The following is a 16,226-nucleotide window of genomic DNA, read 5'->3' as shown; positions in this document are numbered from 1 at the left end:
CCAGTTAATCCCAATAACGCCTTGGTGCGCCATGGGACTCACCAACACCCAAATCGGCGGCTCCCTGCTTTGACGGCTGGCTGTTGTTTGTGCTTCTTGGTGTGGGTCATCCGGGATGCAGTCCTGGGATTTCTCACCATACCTATTACAGCCAAATCCCCCTATTGACAATCCTCCCCCATAAAGCTACAATCATATCAACAGATGGACCATCCAGTTTATGTAAAACAAAGTAAGGTCTGCCATCAGGGAGAAAGAGAGGACATAAGTATGATATCGGAGAAAATGAAACCATTGGTCAATAATAATTCCGCCATCCGGGCCATGTTTGAGGAGGGTAAGCGTCTGGCTTCCATCCACGGTGCGGAGAATGTGTATGATTTCAGTCTGGGCAATCCCAATGTGCCGGCTCCGGCGGAGGTGAACCTGGCAATCTGTGATATCCTGAAGGAAGAAGAGTCCACCTTTGTCCATGGTTATATGAGCAACGCGGGCTATGAGGATGTAAGACAGGCTGTGGCTGAATCATTAAATAAGCGCTTCGGCACGCGGTTTCACAAGAACAATATCCTGATGACCGTGGGGGCGGCCAGCGGCCTGAATGTGATTTTAAAGACCCTGCTGAATCCGGGGGATGAGGTCATTGCATTTGCCCCCTATTTTGTGGAGTACGGCAACTATGTCCGTAATTACGATGGAAACCTGGTGGTCATTTCACCGGATACAACGGATTTTGAGCCCAACCTGGCAGAGCTTGAGCAGAAGATTAATGCTAGGACCAAGGCGGTCATTATCAATACCCCCAATAATCCCACCGGAGTGGTGTACTCCCTGGAAACCCTTACAAAGATGGCTGACATCATGCGGGCCAAGGAAAAGGAACTGGGGACAACCATCGTGCTGCTGTCCGACGAGCCTTACAGGGAACTGGCTTACGACGGCGTGGAGGTACCCTATGTGACGAATGTTTATGACAACACCGTTATCTGCTACTCCTACAGCAAGTCTCTGTCCCTGCCGGGAGAGCGTATTGGCTATCTCGTGATTCCCGATGCCTTAAAGGACAGCGGGGAAGTGTTCGATGCGGCCACCATCGCGAACCGGGTGCTGGGCTGTGTCAATGCCCCGTCCCTGATGCAGAGAGTCATCATGCGCTGCCTGGATGCCAAGGTGAATCTGGAGGCGTATGACAGGAACAGGAACCTGCTCTACAACGGGCTTAAGGGTCTGGGATTTGAGTGTATTAAGCCCCAGGGCGCATTTTATCTTTTCGTAAAGTCTCCGGAGGCCGATGAAAAGAAATTCTGTGAGAATTGTAAGAAATACAATATCCTGGTGGTTCCCGGAACCTCCTTCGCTTGCCCCGGCTATGTGCGGATATCCTACTGTGTGTCCTATGAGCAGATCGAACGCTCCCTTCCTGCCTTCGCAAAGGCGGCCGCGGACTACGGCCTCAAAAAATAAACAGCCGGAGAGCGGGAAAATTCTGGAGGAGAGCAGATATGAGACCATGGGAAATGAATATACGCCGGGTAGTTCCCTATGTACCGGGGGACCAGCCGGCAGGCGATAAACTGATTAAACTGAATACCAACGAAAACCCCTATCCGCCTGCGCCGGGCGTGGAAAGGGCTCTGAAGGAAATGGACGTGGACCGGCTGCGCAAGTACCCTGATCCGTCATCCGCAGAGCTTGTAAAGGCCCTGGCGGAATACTACGGGGTGGGGGAGGACCAGGTGTTTGTGGGGGTTGGATCTGACGATGTCATAGCCATGTCCTTCCTGACCTTTTTTAACTCCCAAAAGCCGGTGCTGTTTCCGGATATCACCTATTCCTTTTACAAGGTTTGGGCGGATTTATACCGGATTTCCTATGAGACGCCGGCGCTGGACGAAAATATGGCTATCCGTCCCCTGGATTATAAAGGGGAAAATGGGGGAATCATATTTCCAAACCCTAATGCGCCCACAGGCGTCTATATGCCTCTGGACCAGGTAGAGGAAATTGTAAAAGCCAACCAGGATGTTATTGTAATCGTGGATGAGGCATACATCGACTTTGCAGGCCCCTCTGCCAGGGAGCTTTTGTCCGGGTATGACAACCTGCTGGTAGTCCAGACCTTCAGCAAGTCACGTTCCATGGCAGGGGTGCGTATTGGCTTTGCACTGGGAAGCCCTGTATTGATTAAAGCGCTGAATGATGTTAAATATTCCTATAACTCCTATACCATGAACCTGCCGTCCCAGCTCGCGGGTACCCAGGCTGTAAAGGACAGGGCATATTTTGAGGAGATCAGGGCGAAAATCATGGATACCAGGGAGCGCGCCAAGAAACGGTTTGCAGAACTTGGATTTACATTCCCGGATTCCATGACAAATTTTATTCTGGCCACCCATGAACGGGTTCCGGCCAGGGCCATATTCGACGCGCTGAAGAAGGAGCGGATTTATGTGCGCTATTTCAATGCGCCCAGGCTGGACAACAGCCTTCGGGTCAGCATTGGAACGGATGAGGAGATGGATGTTTTGTTCCGGTTCCTGGAACAGTATCTGAAGGAGTGGAAGCCTGCCGGGGATTCAGAGTAACGGAAAAAGCAGTCAGGAGAGATGGATATGATGGAAGAAACAGGCTGGAAGCATTATCTTCGTCTTATACTTAATATTATAATCCCGTTGACGGGCTGGCTGTTAATCTGCCTGCTGGGACCTAAGCTTTTGAGGTTTTTCATGCCCTTTGTCATAGGCTGGGTTATCGCCATGATAGCCAATCCCCTGGTGCGTTTTCTGGAGCGCCGGGTGAAGCTGGTGCGAAGGCACAGCTCCATTGTCATTGTGGCGGCTGCCCTGGCTCTTGTCATCGGACTCTTATACCTGCTGGTGTCAAGGACCTTTGTCCTGCTGCGCCAGTTCATTCTGGACCTTCCCGGACTTTATGCCGGTATTGAGGGGGATGTGGCACGCAGCATGGAGCAGCTGGAGCATCTGTTTGATTTCATGCCCGACAGCATACAGCAGAGCTGGGCCCAGTTTGGAAACAATCTGGGAAGCTATATGGGGACGGTTGTGGAAAAGATTGCCTCCCCTACCGTGGAGGCGGCGGGAACCGTGGCAAAAAGCCTTCCGGCCATGCTGGTCTACACCGTGGTCACCATCCTGTCTGCCTATTTCTTTATCGTGGACAGGGACCGCATCCTGGCAGCCATAAAAGCCCATATGCCCCAATGGGCAGGCCATTACGGACTGTACCTGAAGGGGGAGGTGCGCCATCTTATAGGCGGTTATTTCATGGCCCAGTTTAAGATTATGGCAGTGGTATGGCTGATACTTACGGCGGGGTTTATAATGCTGGGAGTTGGTTACGGCCCGCTGTGGGCGTTTCTCATCGCGTTCCTGGATTTTCTGCCGGTATTCGGAACAGGTACAGCCCTTCTTCCATGGGGGCTTATTAAGCTTTTGGGAGGCGAATACGCCTTTGCCGCGGGCCTGCTGCTGATTTATGTATTGACACAGGTGACAAGGCAGATTGTGCAGCCAAAGCTGGTGGGTGACAGTATGGGTCTGCCTCCCCTTCTCACGCTGTTTTTATTGTATCTGGGATTTAAGACGGACGGAATCGCGGGAATGATTCTGGCCGTGCCCATCGGCCTGCTGTTTGTGAATCTGTATCATTACGGAGCCTTTAAAGGCATTACGGACAGTCTTGCTGTCCTTGCGGGGGACATAGAGCGGTTCCGCCGTAAAGAGGTATGAGGTTCCGGCTATTGAGGTAAAAGGAAATAAAATCTAATCAGGAGAAGACGGAGTTGAAAGTGGAGAATAATCTGGATACAGATAAAGTCAGAGGGCTGGTGTGGAGGCTGGCATTTCCTTCCATGCTGGCTCAATTTGTGAATGTGATGTACAGCATCGTGGACCGTATGTACATCGGAAATATTCCGGAAATCGGCGCCCTGGCCCTGGCCGGCGTGGGAATATGCGGCCCCGTGGTCACCCTGATATCATCGTTTGCCAGTTGGATTGGAGTGGGAGGAGCGCCTCTCATGAGTATCCGTCTGGGACAGAAAAATGAGAGGGCTGCCGCCCAGATGGTGGCCAACTGCTTCGCCCTTCTGACAGGTATGGCCCTTATTATTATGACGGTGTCCTATCTGTTTAAGGATCAGCTTCTGGTATTCTTCGGTGCGGGACCGGCTATATTTCCCTATGCCAACCAGTACATGAGCTGGTATCTGACAGGCACTGCATTTGCTTTGCTCTCAGCAGGCATGAACCAGTTCATCATATGCCAGGGATTTGCCACGGTGGGCATGAAGTCAGTGGTGCTGGGCGCTGTGAGCAACATCGTGCTGGACCCGGTGTTCATCTTTGGCATGAACATGGGGGTCAGGGGAGCTGCCATTGCAACCGTGCTGTCACAGATGGCCTCCTGTATCTATGTGCTGCTGTTTCTGTTCGGAAAGCGTCCCCTGGTGCGGATTACTTTTGGCGGGTACAGGTGGAAAACCATGAAGCAGGTGCTTTTGGTGGGCTTGTCCCCGTTTTTGATCATTGCCTCGGACAGCCTGCTCATCATTATCATGAACATGGTTATAAGCAGCTATGGGGGACCAGAGAGAAGCGGCATGCTCCTTACCTGCAATACCATTGTGCAGAGCTTTATGCTGATTATTACCATGCCGCTGGGAGGAATTACCGGTGGAACACAGACCGTAATGGGGTATAATTATGGTGCGGGCCGTGCTGACAGGATACGGAAGGCGGAAAAGCATGTACTGCTTTTATCGGTTGCCTTTACAACTGTCATGTTCATTATTGCACAGGCGGGACCGGGATATTTTGTCAGGATATTTACAAGGGAAATGTCCTATGTCCAGGTGACGGAGTGGGCAATCCGGATATTTACATTGTGTATCATCCCTCTGGCTGTGGAATATACGGTGGTAGACGGATTTACAGGTATGGGAATCGCAAAGGTGGCCATCAGCCTGTCCATGTTCAGGAAGTCGGTCTATTTCCTGGGAATGATTTTGCTGCCACGTTATTTTGGGGTGGAGGCTGTGTTTTATTCTGAGCCCATATCGGATATTACGGCCTGCGCAGCCGCGTCCACAACGTTTATCCTGTTAAGCGGAAAGGTGCTGAAGGATAACCGCAGGCTGTTTTGATTGGGCAGTTTGCGGCAGTCAGCCGAAAACATACATAAAAGGAAGGAAGAGGAATATGAATATACTGGTAAGCGCCTGTTTGCTGGGGGTGGAATGCAGATATAACGGCCGCGGCGTGCTCATTCCCCAGGCAGAGGAACTTTTAAGCAGACATCACCTGATTCCGGTATGTCCTGAAATCCTGGGCGGCCTGGCCACGCCCAGGATACCGGCGGAACGGGTGGGGACAGGAGTCATTACAAGGGATGGCGGGGATGTCACGGCAGCATATGAAAAAGGCGCCGGGGAAGTGCTTAAGCTGGCACAGCTGTACGGCTGCCAGGCAGCTATACTAAAGGAGAGGAGCCCTTCCTGCGGAAGCGGGCAGGTCTATGACGGCACATTTACCGGCACCCTTACTGAGGGGGACGGTGTCTGCGCCGCATGTCTGAAGGAACATGGGATTAGAGTATATGGGGAGAGTCAGGTGGGGAGACTGTTGGAAGACATAGAAAGGTAAAGGTGCATGAGGGAAGAAAAAAATAAGGCAGAATCTGTACCTGCCCGCAGCGAGGCAAGGCGTCCCCGCCGAAGCCGAAGCAGGGAGGCTTTCAAACAGCGCCAGAAGGAGCTGGCAGATAGCAGGGCGCAGGAGCGCAGGGTACATGAGAATAGGATACAGGAAACCGGAGGGGCAGGCGAAAACAGAACGGGTGACGGACATCCGCAAAATGACGGTCAGGGAACCTTGGATACACAGGGAAAAGGTCCTTTTGATAAAATCCTGAGCTGGAAGGCAGCTGCCCTGATTCTGATTCTGGCCGGTATTGTACTGGTTGGAGTCTATGTGTACAAAGCCCAGGGTTACAGGAATACATATTTTCCCCATACAGTTATTAACGGGACGGACGTGTCAGGGAAGACCGCGGAGGAAGTGAAGGAACTCATAGCCTCCGGAGTAAACGGTTACGGTCTTGTACTTAAGCTGCGTGAAGAGAAACAGGAGACGGTCACCGGTGAGAAAATCGGCCTTCACACTGTGTTTGACGGAAGTCTGGAGGAAATCATACGCCAGCAGAGTCCTTTCCGCTGGCCCAGATACCTGCTTAAGGGCCCATCCTACGATATAAAGACCATGATTGCCTATGATGATGACGCTCTGGCACAGACACTTAATGGCCTGTCCTGTTTTGACAGCGGCAAGGCCGTTCTGCCCTCGGACGCTTACCTGTCAGACTATGTGAGCGGCCAGGGATATTCCATTGTGCCGGAGACAGAAGGAACCACACTTGATATGGATAAGGTCAGGGCCCAGGTAGAGCAGGCCATATCCAGTCTTGCCCCGGAATTAGACCTGGACGCGCTGGGCTGCTACAAGGCTCCGTCCATCCGCAGCGACAATACCTCTCTGGCAGCGGCCAGGGATGCCAGGAACCGCTATGTGAACATGACTGTGACCTACACCTTCGGCAGTAAGACAGAGGTACTGGACGGGGATGAGATACATGAGTGGCTTGTGTCTGACGGGGAACAGGTTTCCATTGACCCGGACCGGGCCGCAGCCTATGTAAAGAGCCTGGCTTCCAGGCATAACACGGCATACAAGAGGCGGTCCTTTGCCACCAGCTACGGGCAGAATGTGGAGGTATCCGGTTTTTACGGCTGGAGGATCAACCAGTCCGAGGAGACCAAAGAACTATTGGGGATTCTGGAGGCAGGAGAGAGCGTTACCAGGGAACCTGTGTATTTGCAGACAGCCGCGAGCCATGACGGGCCGGATTACGGCAGTACGTATGCGGAGGTAAACCTGACAGCCCAGCACCTGATTTTTTACAAAGACGGGCAAAAGGTGCTGGAGTCTGACTTTGTCTCCGGCAATGTTTCCAGGGGCCATACCACGCCTCCGGGGATTTTCTCCATTACATACAAGCAGAGGGACGCGGTGCTGAAGGGGGAGGGATATGCCAGCCCGGTGAAGTTCTGGATGCCCTTTAACGGAGGCATTGGTTTCCACGACGCCAGCTGGCGGTCCAGCTTCGGCGGCTCCATCTATAAGAGCGGCGGGTCCCACGGCTGCGTGAACATGCCCTATGACAAGGCCAAAGAGCTTTTTGAAAATGTATATACGGGCATGCCTGTTATCTGTTATGACCTTCCGGGAACAGAGAGTAAGAAATCCAGCCAGTCCTCCGGCAGGGCGCCCCAGGAGACAACGGCGCCTGCACAGACGGCGCCTGCGCCCACACAGGCACCTCCGGCGAATCCGCCCGTTCCGCCGGAGTCACTGCCGCCGGAGACATTGCCCTCAGAGGCGGTACCACCTGAAACATCACCGCAGCCATCACAGCCTCAGGTTATTATACAGCCTGCGGATCAGACAACGGCAGCACCCGCCCAGACACAGCCGTCGTCCGGAACCACAGAAGGGTACGGCCCGGCCTTTCAGACCCCACAGTCCGGCTCATCAGCCGGACCGGGCGTCAGCTGACAAAACTTGCCGTGTAAGGGCCAAACCATAAGGATTTTTGCAGGAGGCAGTCGATTTTTCAAGTGAATTTATTGACAAATGGAAAAAACCATTTTATAATGCCCTTAATGCATCTGGGGATTACTCGTAAAGCCATTATTCAAAATTAGGGAGGATATGGACTATGGTAGAAAAGAAAGATGTTAAGGCAACTGTAAAGGCAGCAGCACAGGCAGCACAGCCGGCAGAGGCCAAGGCAGAAGCAAAACCAGCAGTTCCGGAGAAAGTAGAAGCAAAGGCAGAGGCAGCAGTTCCGGTGAAGGCAGAAGCAGCTCCTGTTGAGAAGGAAGCAAAGGCAGCTCCGGCTAAAAAGACGACAGCCAGGAAAACAGCTTCTAAGACAACAGCCAAGAAGGCAGCGGCTCCAAAGGAGACAGTGAAGAAGGAGGCGGCTCCAAAGGCGGAAGCTAAGAAGGAGACAGCCCCCAAAGCAGCAGCTAAGAAAGAGACCGTGAAGAAGGCACCTGCCAGAAAGGCAGCAGAGCCAAAGGCAGCCGTACATTTCCAGTTTGACGGCAAGGACCTTGTGGCAAAGGATGTGCTGGACCAGGCTGTGAAGGCATTCAAGAAAGCACACAGGGGCGTTGAGATAAAGACCATTGATCTGTATATTGTGGCAAACGAAGGCGCAGCCTACTATGTGGTGAACGGCGAAGGCGGAGATGATTACAAGATAATACTGTAATCCGGTATAAAGGATTGAAGGATGAAGTGGGTTGCTGTATCATGGATGCAGCAGCTCATTTATTTTATGTGCCGCGGGCAGGCAGAATATCAATAAGGATGGGAAACAGGACAGTATGACAGATTTACCGGTACGATTTGAAGAGCGGATGAGAGCATTATTGGGAGAAGAATATCCGGCCTTTGCGGCCAGCTATGACAAGGAAAGGGTCCAGGGATTGAGGTTTAACAGTCTCAAGTTCCCGGATGGAAGGGGGGACGCAGCCGGAAGCGGAAAAGACGGGAAAGACAAAGGGACCTGGGAAGAGACCGGCGCCGCAGAAGCAGCGGAACGGGTCAGGCAGGAAACCGGATTTACCCTTGAGCGGATTCCGTGGGTGAAGGAAGGATATTATTATTCCGGGGATAACAGGCCCGGAAAGCATCCATATCATGAGGCGGGACTTTACTATATCCAGGAGCCCAGCGCCATGGCCGTGGTGGAATTATTGAACCCCGGGCCGGGAGAGCGTGTGCTGGATTTGTGCGCTGCGCCGGGAGGAAAGTCCAGCCACATCGCTTCCAGGATGAAGGGAACCGGCTTTCTTCTGTCCAATGAGATTCATCCGGCCAGGGCCAGGATACTTTCCCAGAATATGGAGCGGATGGGTGTGCGAAACGCAGTGGTGTCCAATGAAGACGCCCAAAGCCTGTCCGGGACATTCGACCGTTTTTTCCACAAAATCGTGGTGGATGCCCCCTGTTCAGGTGAAGGAATGTTCCGCAAGGATGAGGAAGCCAGAAGCCAGTGGAGTGAGGAACATGTGAAGATGTGCGCCGCCCGTCAGGGCGAGATACTGGACCACGCAGCCGCCATGCTGGCACCCGGGGGCAGAATGGTATATTCCACCTGTACCTTTGCCCCGGAGGAGAATGAGGGTACGGTTCTGGCCTTTCTGAGACGCCATCCTGAATTCTGCGTGGAACAGGTGCCTGCCTATCCTGGCTTTACGAAAGGAAAGCCTCAGTGGGCAGGGCCGGAGGCGGAAGGCTGGGGCCTGGAGAGGACCCTTCGCATCATGCCCCACATCCTGGAGGGAGAGGGTCATTTCATGGCTGTCTTGAGAAAGGAGGGGGATCCGGAAAATGCGGCAAAGACAGAAAGCCGGGACAGGCTGTATCTGGACAGCAGAAAGAGAAAAGAAGCGTTCAGGGATTATGAACCCTTTATCCGGGACACTCTGACAGAACCGGACACCTTCCTGGAGAGGAAGGAATATGTTCTGTTCGGGGAACAGTTGTATCTGATGCCGGCCGATATGCCGGACATGAAGGGACTTAAGATACTCCGGCCGGGGCTTCATATGGGCACCCTTAAAAAGAACCGTTTTGAGCCCTCCCATGCCCTGGCCCTGGCGCTCAGGAAAGAGGAGGCGCAATGCTCCTGGGAACTGTCCCCCTCCGGAGACAGCGTAATCCGGTACCTGAAAGGTGAAGCTCTCAGCGAGGAGGCGGGAATATTTAAGGGACGCCTGAAAGGCTGGGTGTTAGTCTGCACCGGCGGTTTCAGCCTGGGCTGGGCCAAGTATGCGGGAGGCATGCTCAAAAACCATTATCCCAAGGGGCTGCGGCGGAATTAAAATCCGTCAGGTGCCTGGCGGCAGGAGCCGTTCCATATCTTCGGGCAGCCCGGCTGTGAATTCCATCTCCTTCCCTGAAATAGGATGTTCAAACCTGAGGAGATAAGAGTGGAGGGGCTGACGGCCGATATACCGGTAATCCGGGCAGTATAGGAAGTCTCCGGGAAGGGGATGCCCTATGGACCTCATGTGGACCCGTATCTGATGCGTCCTGCCTGTTTCCAGGCTGAGACTTACCAGAGACAGGTCCTTTTTTTCATTGTAGAGCAGGGTACGGTAATGGGTGACCGCCCTTTCGCCTGCCTCCGGGTCCACCCGGCGCTCAATGGTGGAGCCCTCTGCCCTGGCAATGGGGCTGTCAACCGTGCCTTCCTCCGGTGTATGCCCAAGTACAATGGCTCTGTACTCCCGCCTGATTCTGCGTCCGGCCATTTGTTCCGATAAGATACAGGCGCTGAGCATATGTCTGGCCAGGATAAGCAGCCCGGTGGTATCCCTGTCCAGCCGGTTGATGACCCGGTAAGTAAAAGCCTCCCCCTTTTCACGGAAATACCAGGAGACAGCATTGGCCAGGGTATTGTCATAGTGACCCTGGGAAGGGTGGATGGGCACGCCAGCATCTTTATTGATTACCAGTATATCCTCGTCCTCATACACAATGGAAAGAGGAAGCTTTACCGGCACGATATTCCCGGAATCCTCCTCCTCAGGCAGCGCCACCTCCACTGTCTCCCCGGCCTTAAGCCGGTAACCTGCGTGCGCCGGCATTCCGTCCACCGCAAGTCCCCGGCCGGCCTTAATGCGCGCCGCCAGCCTGTGGGAAAATCCCTTTGCCTTTAAAAACTGTCCAAGGACAATTCCATCCTCCCTGTCTCTAATGGTATAGCATAGCTCTCTCCGTCTCATGTCCGTCCCTCAACTCTGTTTTCTGTATAGAATCCCGTCAACTGCCCGGAAAATTTGTTAATTCAAATGTTTTTTCTTGCTGGCAGCGTGGTCCACGATGGCGTCCTTTCGCAGGAAGCTGGCCCGTTTTACGCTGTCTATTCCATATTTGCTGCGTATGGCATCCACTGCCTTTTCAAAATCCTTTTTCTTCTGAAGTCCGGGGTCGTCAAAAAGGCTCATCTGTGAGAAGCCGTCATCGGAAATCTTACCGGCCCGCACACCCATGAGCCGCAGCGGCGTCATGTGCCAGGATTCCTTCAGCAGACGGCAGGAATATTCATAAATCACGGAGGTGGAATCCGTTGGTTCCGGTATGACCATCTGGTGCGACTGATTCTTAAACTCCCAGTCACGCAGCTCCACACAGACATTATTGCACAGCACATGGTCCGCCCTCAGCCTGGCGCCTACGGTTTCACAGAGGGAGAGCAGGACCTGGCAGGCGCTTTCATAGTCAGATATATCCCTGGAAAGGGTGATGCTGTTGCCATACGCCTTATTGACAGGTTCCTTTTCAGCCACAGGATCATCATCAATGCCATTGGCGTACTGTCGGATGAGGACAGCATATTTCTCGCCCAGGTGGGACTTAAGCACCCCCAGGTTGCAGCATGCCAGCTGTCCGATGGTATGCAGCCCCAGGTTTTCCATTTTCCTCTGTGCAGCACCTCCCACAAAAAATAACTCCCGTATAGGCAGGGGCCACATCTTATCAGCCACCTCCCGGGGAAACAGGGTATGGCATTTATCCGGTTTCTCAAAGTCAGAGGCCATCTTAGCCAGAAGCTTATTGGTGGAGATTCCGATATTCACCGTAAATCCCAGATCCTTCCTGATCCGTTCCCGAATCTCATTGGCTACCTCCAGGGGGCTGCCAAAGAGATGGATGGTGCTGGTCATGTCCAGAAAAATCTCATCGATACTGAATTTTTCATGGTCCGGCGTGTATTCCTCCAAAAGCTCCATCATGCGCCGGGAGCATTTAATGTAAAAATCAAATCGGGACGGGACAACCACCAGATCCGGGCATTTGCGCATGGCCTGAACCAGGGGCTCCCCGGTGGTGACCCCATACCTCTTAGCCAAAGGAGACTTAGCCAGCACGATTCCATGGCGGGACTTGGCGTCCCCTCCGACCGCAGCAGCAACCGTTCTCAAATCCAGGGCCTCCGGGTCCTGAGAAAGCCGGTACACACATTCCCAGCTTAAAAATGCTGAATTCACATCAATATGAAAAATAAGACGATCCCCCTGTCCCATCATAAAACACCGGCCTTTCTGTCGTATTGTCCGCTTACAGATATCATAGCAGAATATGTGTTCGGGGGCAAGAGGGAGATGGGAAGATGGGGGAGAGGGGACGCGGATGGCTTGGGGGATCGGCGTCCGTGGGAGGAAGGGAGGAGGCAGGTGGGGATACGGCTGCCTCCTCCCTTCCTCCCACGGACAGAAGCATCTCCCTCCTCGCGCCCCCCAACCCACATTCCCAGTAATAATCATTTTCACCCGGGAATACTATTAAAATAAAGCCAACTAGGCGGCGTCGCTTATGAAGCAATGGATTTTTTTGATAACACTGACAATTTCACTGGCCTGCACTCAGATAAATGCGGCTGCAGACAGTTGGACTTCGGTACCTGTGACGGAAGAGGCCCGGGGGGAAGGGGATTTCCTGAAGCTGTATGCCCAGTCTGCTGTCCTTATGGATGGGGATACCGGCAGAATTTTGTATGGGAAGGGACAGGATATTATCCGGCCCATGGCCAGTACCACGAAAATTATGACCTGTATCCTGGCTCTGGAGAACGGAAGGGGGGAGGATACGGTGAAGGCGTCCTCCAATGCCGCCTCCCAGCCCAAGGTGCACCTGGGGGTACGGGAGGGAGAGGAGTACAGGCTGGAGGACCTTTTGTATGCCCTGATGCTGGAATCCTATAATGATGCGGCTGTGATGATAGCGGAGCACATAGGAGGCAGCGTGGAAGGGTTTGCCGCAATGATGAATGAGAAGGCTGTGGGGCTTGGCTGCGGGGATACCTATTTTATTACGCCCAACGGGCTGGATGGGGTAAGGACAGATGAACAGGGAAAGGAACATATCCATTCCACCACAGCCTCTGATTTGGCCCGAATCATGCGGTATTGTGTGACAAAGTCCCCTGCCAGGGATGAATTTTTAAAGATAACGCAGACCCAGAACCACTATTTTACGGATACGGCAGGGAAACGCTCTTTTAACTGTTATAATCACAACGCGTTTCTGACTATGATGGAAGGGGTCCTGTCCGGGAAAACGGGATTTACAGGGGGAGCCGGGTATTCTTATGTGGGAGCCATGGAGAACCAGGGAAGGACCTACGTCATTGCCCTTCTGGGCTGCGGCTGGCCGCCTCATAAGACATATAAATGGTCGGATGCAAGAAAGCTCTACTCCTATGGGCTGGAGCATTTTAAGATGAAGGATGTGTTCCGGGAGGAAGCCTTTGCCAGGGTTCCCGTGGCAGGAGGACTGTGCTGGAAGGAAGGGGAAGGCGCCACTGACCAGGTGGAGCTGTCCATGATGCTTAAGCCCGATGATATGCATCTGACACTGCTGATGGGAGAGGGGGAGCAGGCGCGGGTGGTGAAGAAGGTTCCTTCTATATTAATGGCCCCGGTCAGAGAGGGACAGCAGGTGGGAACCGTGGATTATTACCTGGGAGAGGTGCTGGTAAAAAGGTTCCCTGTCTATGCCGTGCAGGGAGTGGAGAAGATGAATCTGAGACGGGCCGCGGACCGGGTGCTGGATTTGTTTCTGGTGAGATAGGAAGGGGGACAGGGGACTTTTACCAGGGCATGGGAAGGGGATTTTAAGGGGCTTTGGCCGGGATATGCCAGGATATGCCACATTATTTAATCTTTTCTTACAAATCTTTGTATTATGTGAAGTTTCCGCCGTTCTTGTTGACATATGAACGCTTTTGTCATTATAATAGGATTAATGTCATAAAATAGAAATTCATACGAATTTTGGATATGAATGAAGATACAGGAGATTTATACATAATGAAGGGAAAAAAGTTAAAAAGGGGCCTGGCGCTTGTGCTGGGACTGATGCTGGCCGCTGAGGTTCCGGCATCTGTGGCTACGCCTTTTAAAATGTTTGATTCCTATGCATATACAGGGGCGGCCACGGTTAAGGCCACCTCTTTGAATGTACGCAGCGGAGCCGGCACCGGATATTCATCGGTGGGCAGGCTGGCAGCGGGAGCGGCCGTTACCGTTATCGGGGAACAGCGCGGAACAGACGGCAATACATGGTATCAGATTCAATATACAGGAACGGGCGGAGCCGTTAACACCGGCTATGTCTCATCGCTCTATATCAGGCTTCCGGTGGCCTATACCACGGATTCTAATTTTGAAGCATATCTCACCTCACAGGGATTTCCGGAGAGCTATAAAAACGGGCTCAGGCAGCTTCATGCCCAATATCCGAATTGGGTATTCAAAGCCAAAAACACAGGTCTGGACTGGAACACGGTTATTGAAAATGAGTCTGTGCTGGGGCGCAACCTTGTGGCCACGGGCAGTGTTTCCTCCTGGAAATCCGTTGCCAACGGAGCTTATAACTGGGACAACAGTACGTGGACCGGATTCGACGGCAGCAACTGGGTGGCTGCCTCCGAGGATATCATACGGTATTACATGGACCCCAGAAATTTTCTGGATGAGACGTATGTGTTCCAGTTCCTCAACCATGAATATGATGCCAATACACAGACAAAGGAGGGGTTAAACAGCCTCATAAACGGCTCCTTCCTTTCAGGGACAACGAATTCCACAGGAACAGGGGGAAGTGATTTCTCCAGCGGGCCAGGATCTTCTTCGGAAGGTCCCGGTTCAGGCGGTCCCGGCTCCTCAGGCAGTTCCTCAGGTTCTTCCAAGGGGCCCGGGCGCAGCAGTACCTATGAAGATACACAGCATGGACCAGGGGTTTCCGGCAGTTCAAACGGCTCCGGGTCAGCAGCGGTCTCTCCGGGAGGCAGCTCCTCAGGCGGATCCTCAGGGAGCAGCAGTCCTTCTGGCAGCGGGGAGGTGAGTCTGGAGTCCCCACACGCATCCATTGAGCCCAGAGAGCGCAATATAGTGTCTACCAGCGTAAGCCTGGTGGCTCCGGGACAGGACGGTTCCGGCAGCAGCAGTGGTCCCGTGTCCCCGGGCCAGAGTGGCAGCGGCACTTCAAACGGTCCGGTGGCGTCACCCGCATCGGAAAATGTGGTGGACCAGACCGGCACGTCGCCGGGAGGCGGCTCCACCGGTGCAGCGGCTCCTTATGCAGACATCATCATGGCCGCGGCCAGTCAGTCAGGGGTAAGCCCTTATGTGCTGGCAGCCATGATACTCCAGGAGCAGGGCAATAATGGTACAAGCCCTCTTATTTCCGGTTCCTATTCCGGTTACGAGGGATACTACAACTTCTTTAATGTGGAGGCATACCAGTCCGGCGCAGTGTCCGCCATTGAGATGGGACTCAGGTTTGCGTCCCAGTCCGGTTCCTACGGACGTCCCTGGAACACGGTGGAGAAGGCCATCCGGGGCGGCGCCCAGAATTATGGGGATAATTATGTGAAAGCCGGGCAGAATACATTTTATCTGAAGAAATTCAATGTCCAGGGGTCAAACCTTTATAAGCACCAGTATATGAGCAATATCCAGGGAGCTGCCTCAGAGGCGGCCAAGCTGTCCCAGGCATACACGTCTGATTTGAAGAAGACAGCCCTGGAGTTTCATATCCCTGTATTTAACAATATGCCGGAGCAGCCCTGCGTGGCGCCTACCGGAGACGGAAGCCCCAACAACAAGCTGTCCGGTCTCGGAGTGGACGGTTTCAATCTGACTCCAAGCTTTAACAGGGATACCCAGGAATATAATCTGATTGTGGATTCTTCTGTGTCCAATATTACAGTCAGCGCATATGCGTCGGATTCCAATGCGCGTGTGGACGGCGCAGGCAATGTCTCCCTGCAGAATGGCGGAAACGACATTTCCATCGCTGTGACTGCCCAGAACGGAAGCGTGAGGACCTATACCATCCATGTGGTGAAGCAGGACGGCGGTCCTACCCAGGGAAGCGCAGGCTCACCTGTATATGGAGGCGGCAGTTTTGGCGGTACGGTCAGTCCGGACGGCAGTTCAGGCGGCAGCGGCGGACCAGGCGGACCGGGAAGTCCTTCCGGAAGCGGCAGCGGACCAGGCGGAAGCAATGTAACCATTGTAGAAGTGCAGTCCTGATAAAGGGAAAATATTATAATCAGAAAGTGGG

13 protein-coding genes are annotated in these 16,226 nt (G+C 53.3%); 11 read left to right on the top strand and 2 right to left on the bottom strand.

Going from position 1 to position 16,226, the window contains the following annotated elements; genetic code table 11:
* Window positions 1-270: 270 nt before the first annotated feature.
* The 8 genes from LA360_RS06620 to LA360_RS06585 all read left to right on the top strand — a co-directional run bounded on the left by LA360_RS06620 (window position 271) and on the right by LA360_RS06585 (window position 9,973).
* A complete protein-coding gene (locus LA360_RS06620; RefSeq protein WP_112483153.1) occupies window positions 271-1,464 on the top strand; it encodes a pyridoxal phosphate-dependent aminotransferase in 1,194 nt (397 codons plus the stop codon).
* Between the two features lie 38 nt (window positions 1,465-1,502).
* Complete coding sequence (hisC, locus tag LA360_RS06615) at window positions 1,503-2,585, top strand: histidinol-phosphate transaminase (protein WP_057571621.1); 1,083 nt, start codon at window positions 1,503-1,505, stop codon at window positions 2,583-2,585.
* A gap of 27 nt (window positions 2,586-2,612) precedes the next feature.
* Complete coding sequence (gene ytvI, locus LA360_RS06610) at window positions 2,613-3,749, top strand: sporulation integral membrane protein YtvI (protein ID WP_081031163.1); 1,137 nt, start codon at window positions 2,613-2,615, stop codon at window positions 3,747-3,749.
* Window positions 3,750-3,802: 53 nt separating this feature from the next.
* A complete protein-coding gene (locus LA360_RS06605; protein WP_057571622.1) occupies window positions 3,803-5,164 on the top strand; it encodes an MATE family efflux transporter in 1,362 nt (453 codons plus the stop codon).
* A 55-nt stretch (window positions 5,165-5,219) separates the two neighbouring features.
* Window positions 5,220-5,663, top strand: a complete 444-nt coding sequence (locus tag LA360_RS06600) for a 2-thiouracil desulfurase family protein (protein WP_057571623.1) — start codon at window positions 5,220-5,222, stop codon at window positions 5,661-5,663.
* A gap of 6 nt (window positions 5,664-5,669) precedes the next feature.
* Window positions 5,670-7,631 carry a L,D-transpeptidase family protein gene (locus LA360_RS06595; protein ID WP_112483151.1) on the top strand — a complete coding sequence of 654 codons (1,962 nt, stop codon included), beginning with the start codon at window positions 5,670-5,672 and terminating at the stop codon, window positions 7,629-7,631.
* A gap of 163 nt (window positions 7,632-7,794) precedes the next feature.
* Window positions 7,795-8,355 carry a DUF6465 family protein gene (locus LA360_RS06590; protein WP_057571625.1) on the top strand — a complete coding sequence of 187 codons (561 nt, stop codon included), beginning with the start codon at window positions 7,795-7,797 and terminating at the stop codon, window positions 8,353-8,355.
* Between the two features lie 115 nt (window positions 8,356-8,470).
* Window positions 8,471-9,973: an RsmF rRNA methyltransferase first C-terminal domain-containing protein gene (locus tag LA360_RS06585; RefSeq protein WP_225537358.1), complete on the top strand. Its 1,503-nt coding sequence runs from the start codon at window positions 8,471-8,473 to the stop codon at window positions 9,971-9,973.
* A gap of 6 nt (window positions 9,974-9,979) precedes the next feature.
* Here LA360_RS06585 and LA360_RS06580 read toward each other — a convergent pair whose 3' ends face one another.
* The gene (locus tag LA360_RS06580) at window positions 9,980-10,879 is read right to left on the bottom strand and encodes an RluA family pseudouridine synthase (RefSeq protein WP_002583828.1); all 900 of its coding nucleotides are present in this window, start codon (window positions 10,877-10,879) and stop codon (window positions 9,980-9,982) included.
* A 57-nt stretch (window positions 10,880-10,936) separates the two neighbouring features.
* Window positions 10,937-12,184 carry a DNA polymerase Y family protein gene (locus tag LA360_RS06575; protein WP_022203255.1) on the bottom strand — a complete coding sequence of 416 codons (1,248 nt, stop codon included), beginning with the start codon at window positions 12,182-12,184 and terminating at the stop codon, window positions 10,937-10,939.
* A gap of 83 nt (window positions 12,185-12,267) precedes the next feature.
* Here LA360_RS06575 and LA360_RS06570 point away from each other — a divergent pair, with 83 nt between their 5' ends.
* The 3 genes from LA360_RS06570 to LA360_RS06560 all read left to right on the top strand — a co-directional run bounded on the left by LA360_RS06570 (window position 12,268) and on the right by LA360_RS06560 (window position 16,195).
* Window positions 12,268-12,414, top strand: a complete 147-nt coding sequence (locus LA360_RS06570; RefSeq protein ID WP_160116375.1) for a hypothetical protein — start codon at window positions 12,268-12,270, stop codon at window positions 12,412-12,414.
* Between the two features lie 56 nt (window positions 12,415-12,470).
* A complete protein-coding gene (locus tag LA360_RS06565; RefSeq protein WP_022203254.1) occupies window positions 12,471-13,727 on the top strand; it encodes a D-alanyl-D-alanine carboxypeptidase family protein in 1,257 nt (418 codons plus the stop codon).
* Between the two features lie 239 nt (window positions 13,728-13,966).
* A complete protein-coding gene (locus LA360_RS06560) occupies window positions 13,967-16,195 on the top strand; it encodes an SH3 domain-containing protein (protein ID WP_112483148.1) in 2,229 nt (742 codons plus the stop codon).
* Window positions 16,196-16,226 lie beyond the last annotated feature (31 nt).

The organism is Enterocloster clostridioformis (assembly GCF_020297485.1).
GTDB classification, from domain to species: domain Bacteria; phylum Bacillota; class Clostridia; order Lachnospirales; family Lachnospiraceae; genus Enterocloster; species Enterocloster clostridioformis.
The sequence above is the reverse complement of the archived record's forward strand: the minus strand, read 5'-3'. Positions and strand labels throughout refer to the sequence as shown.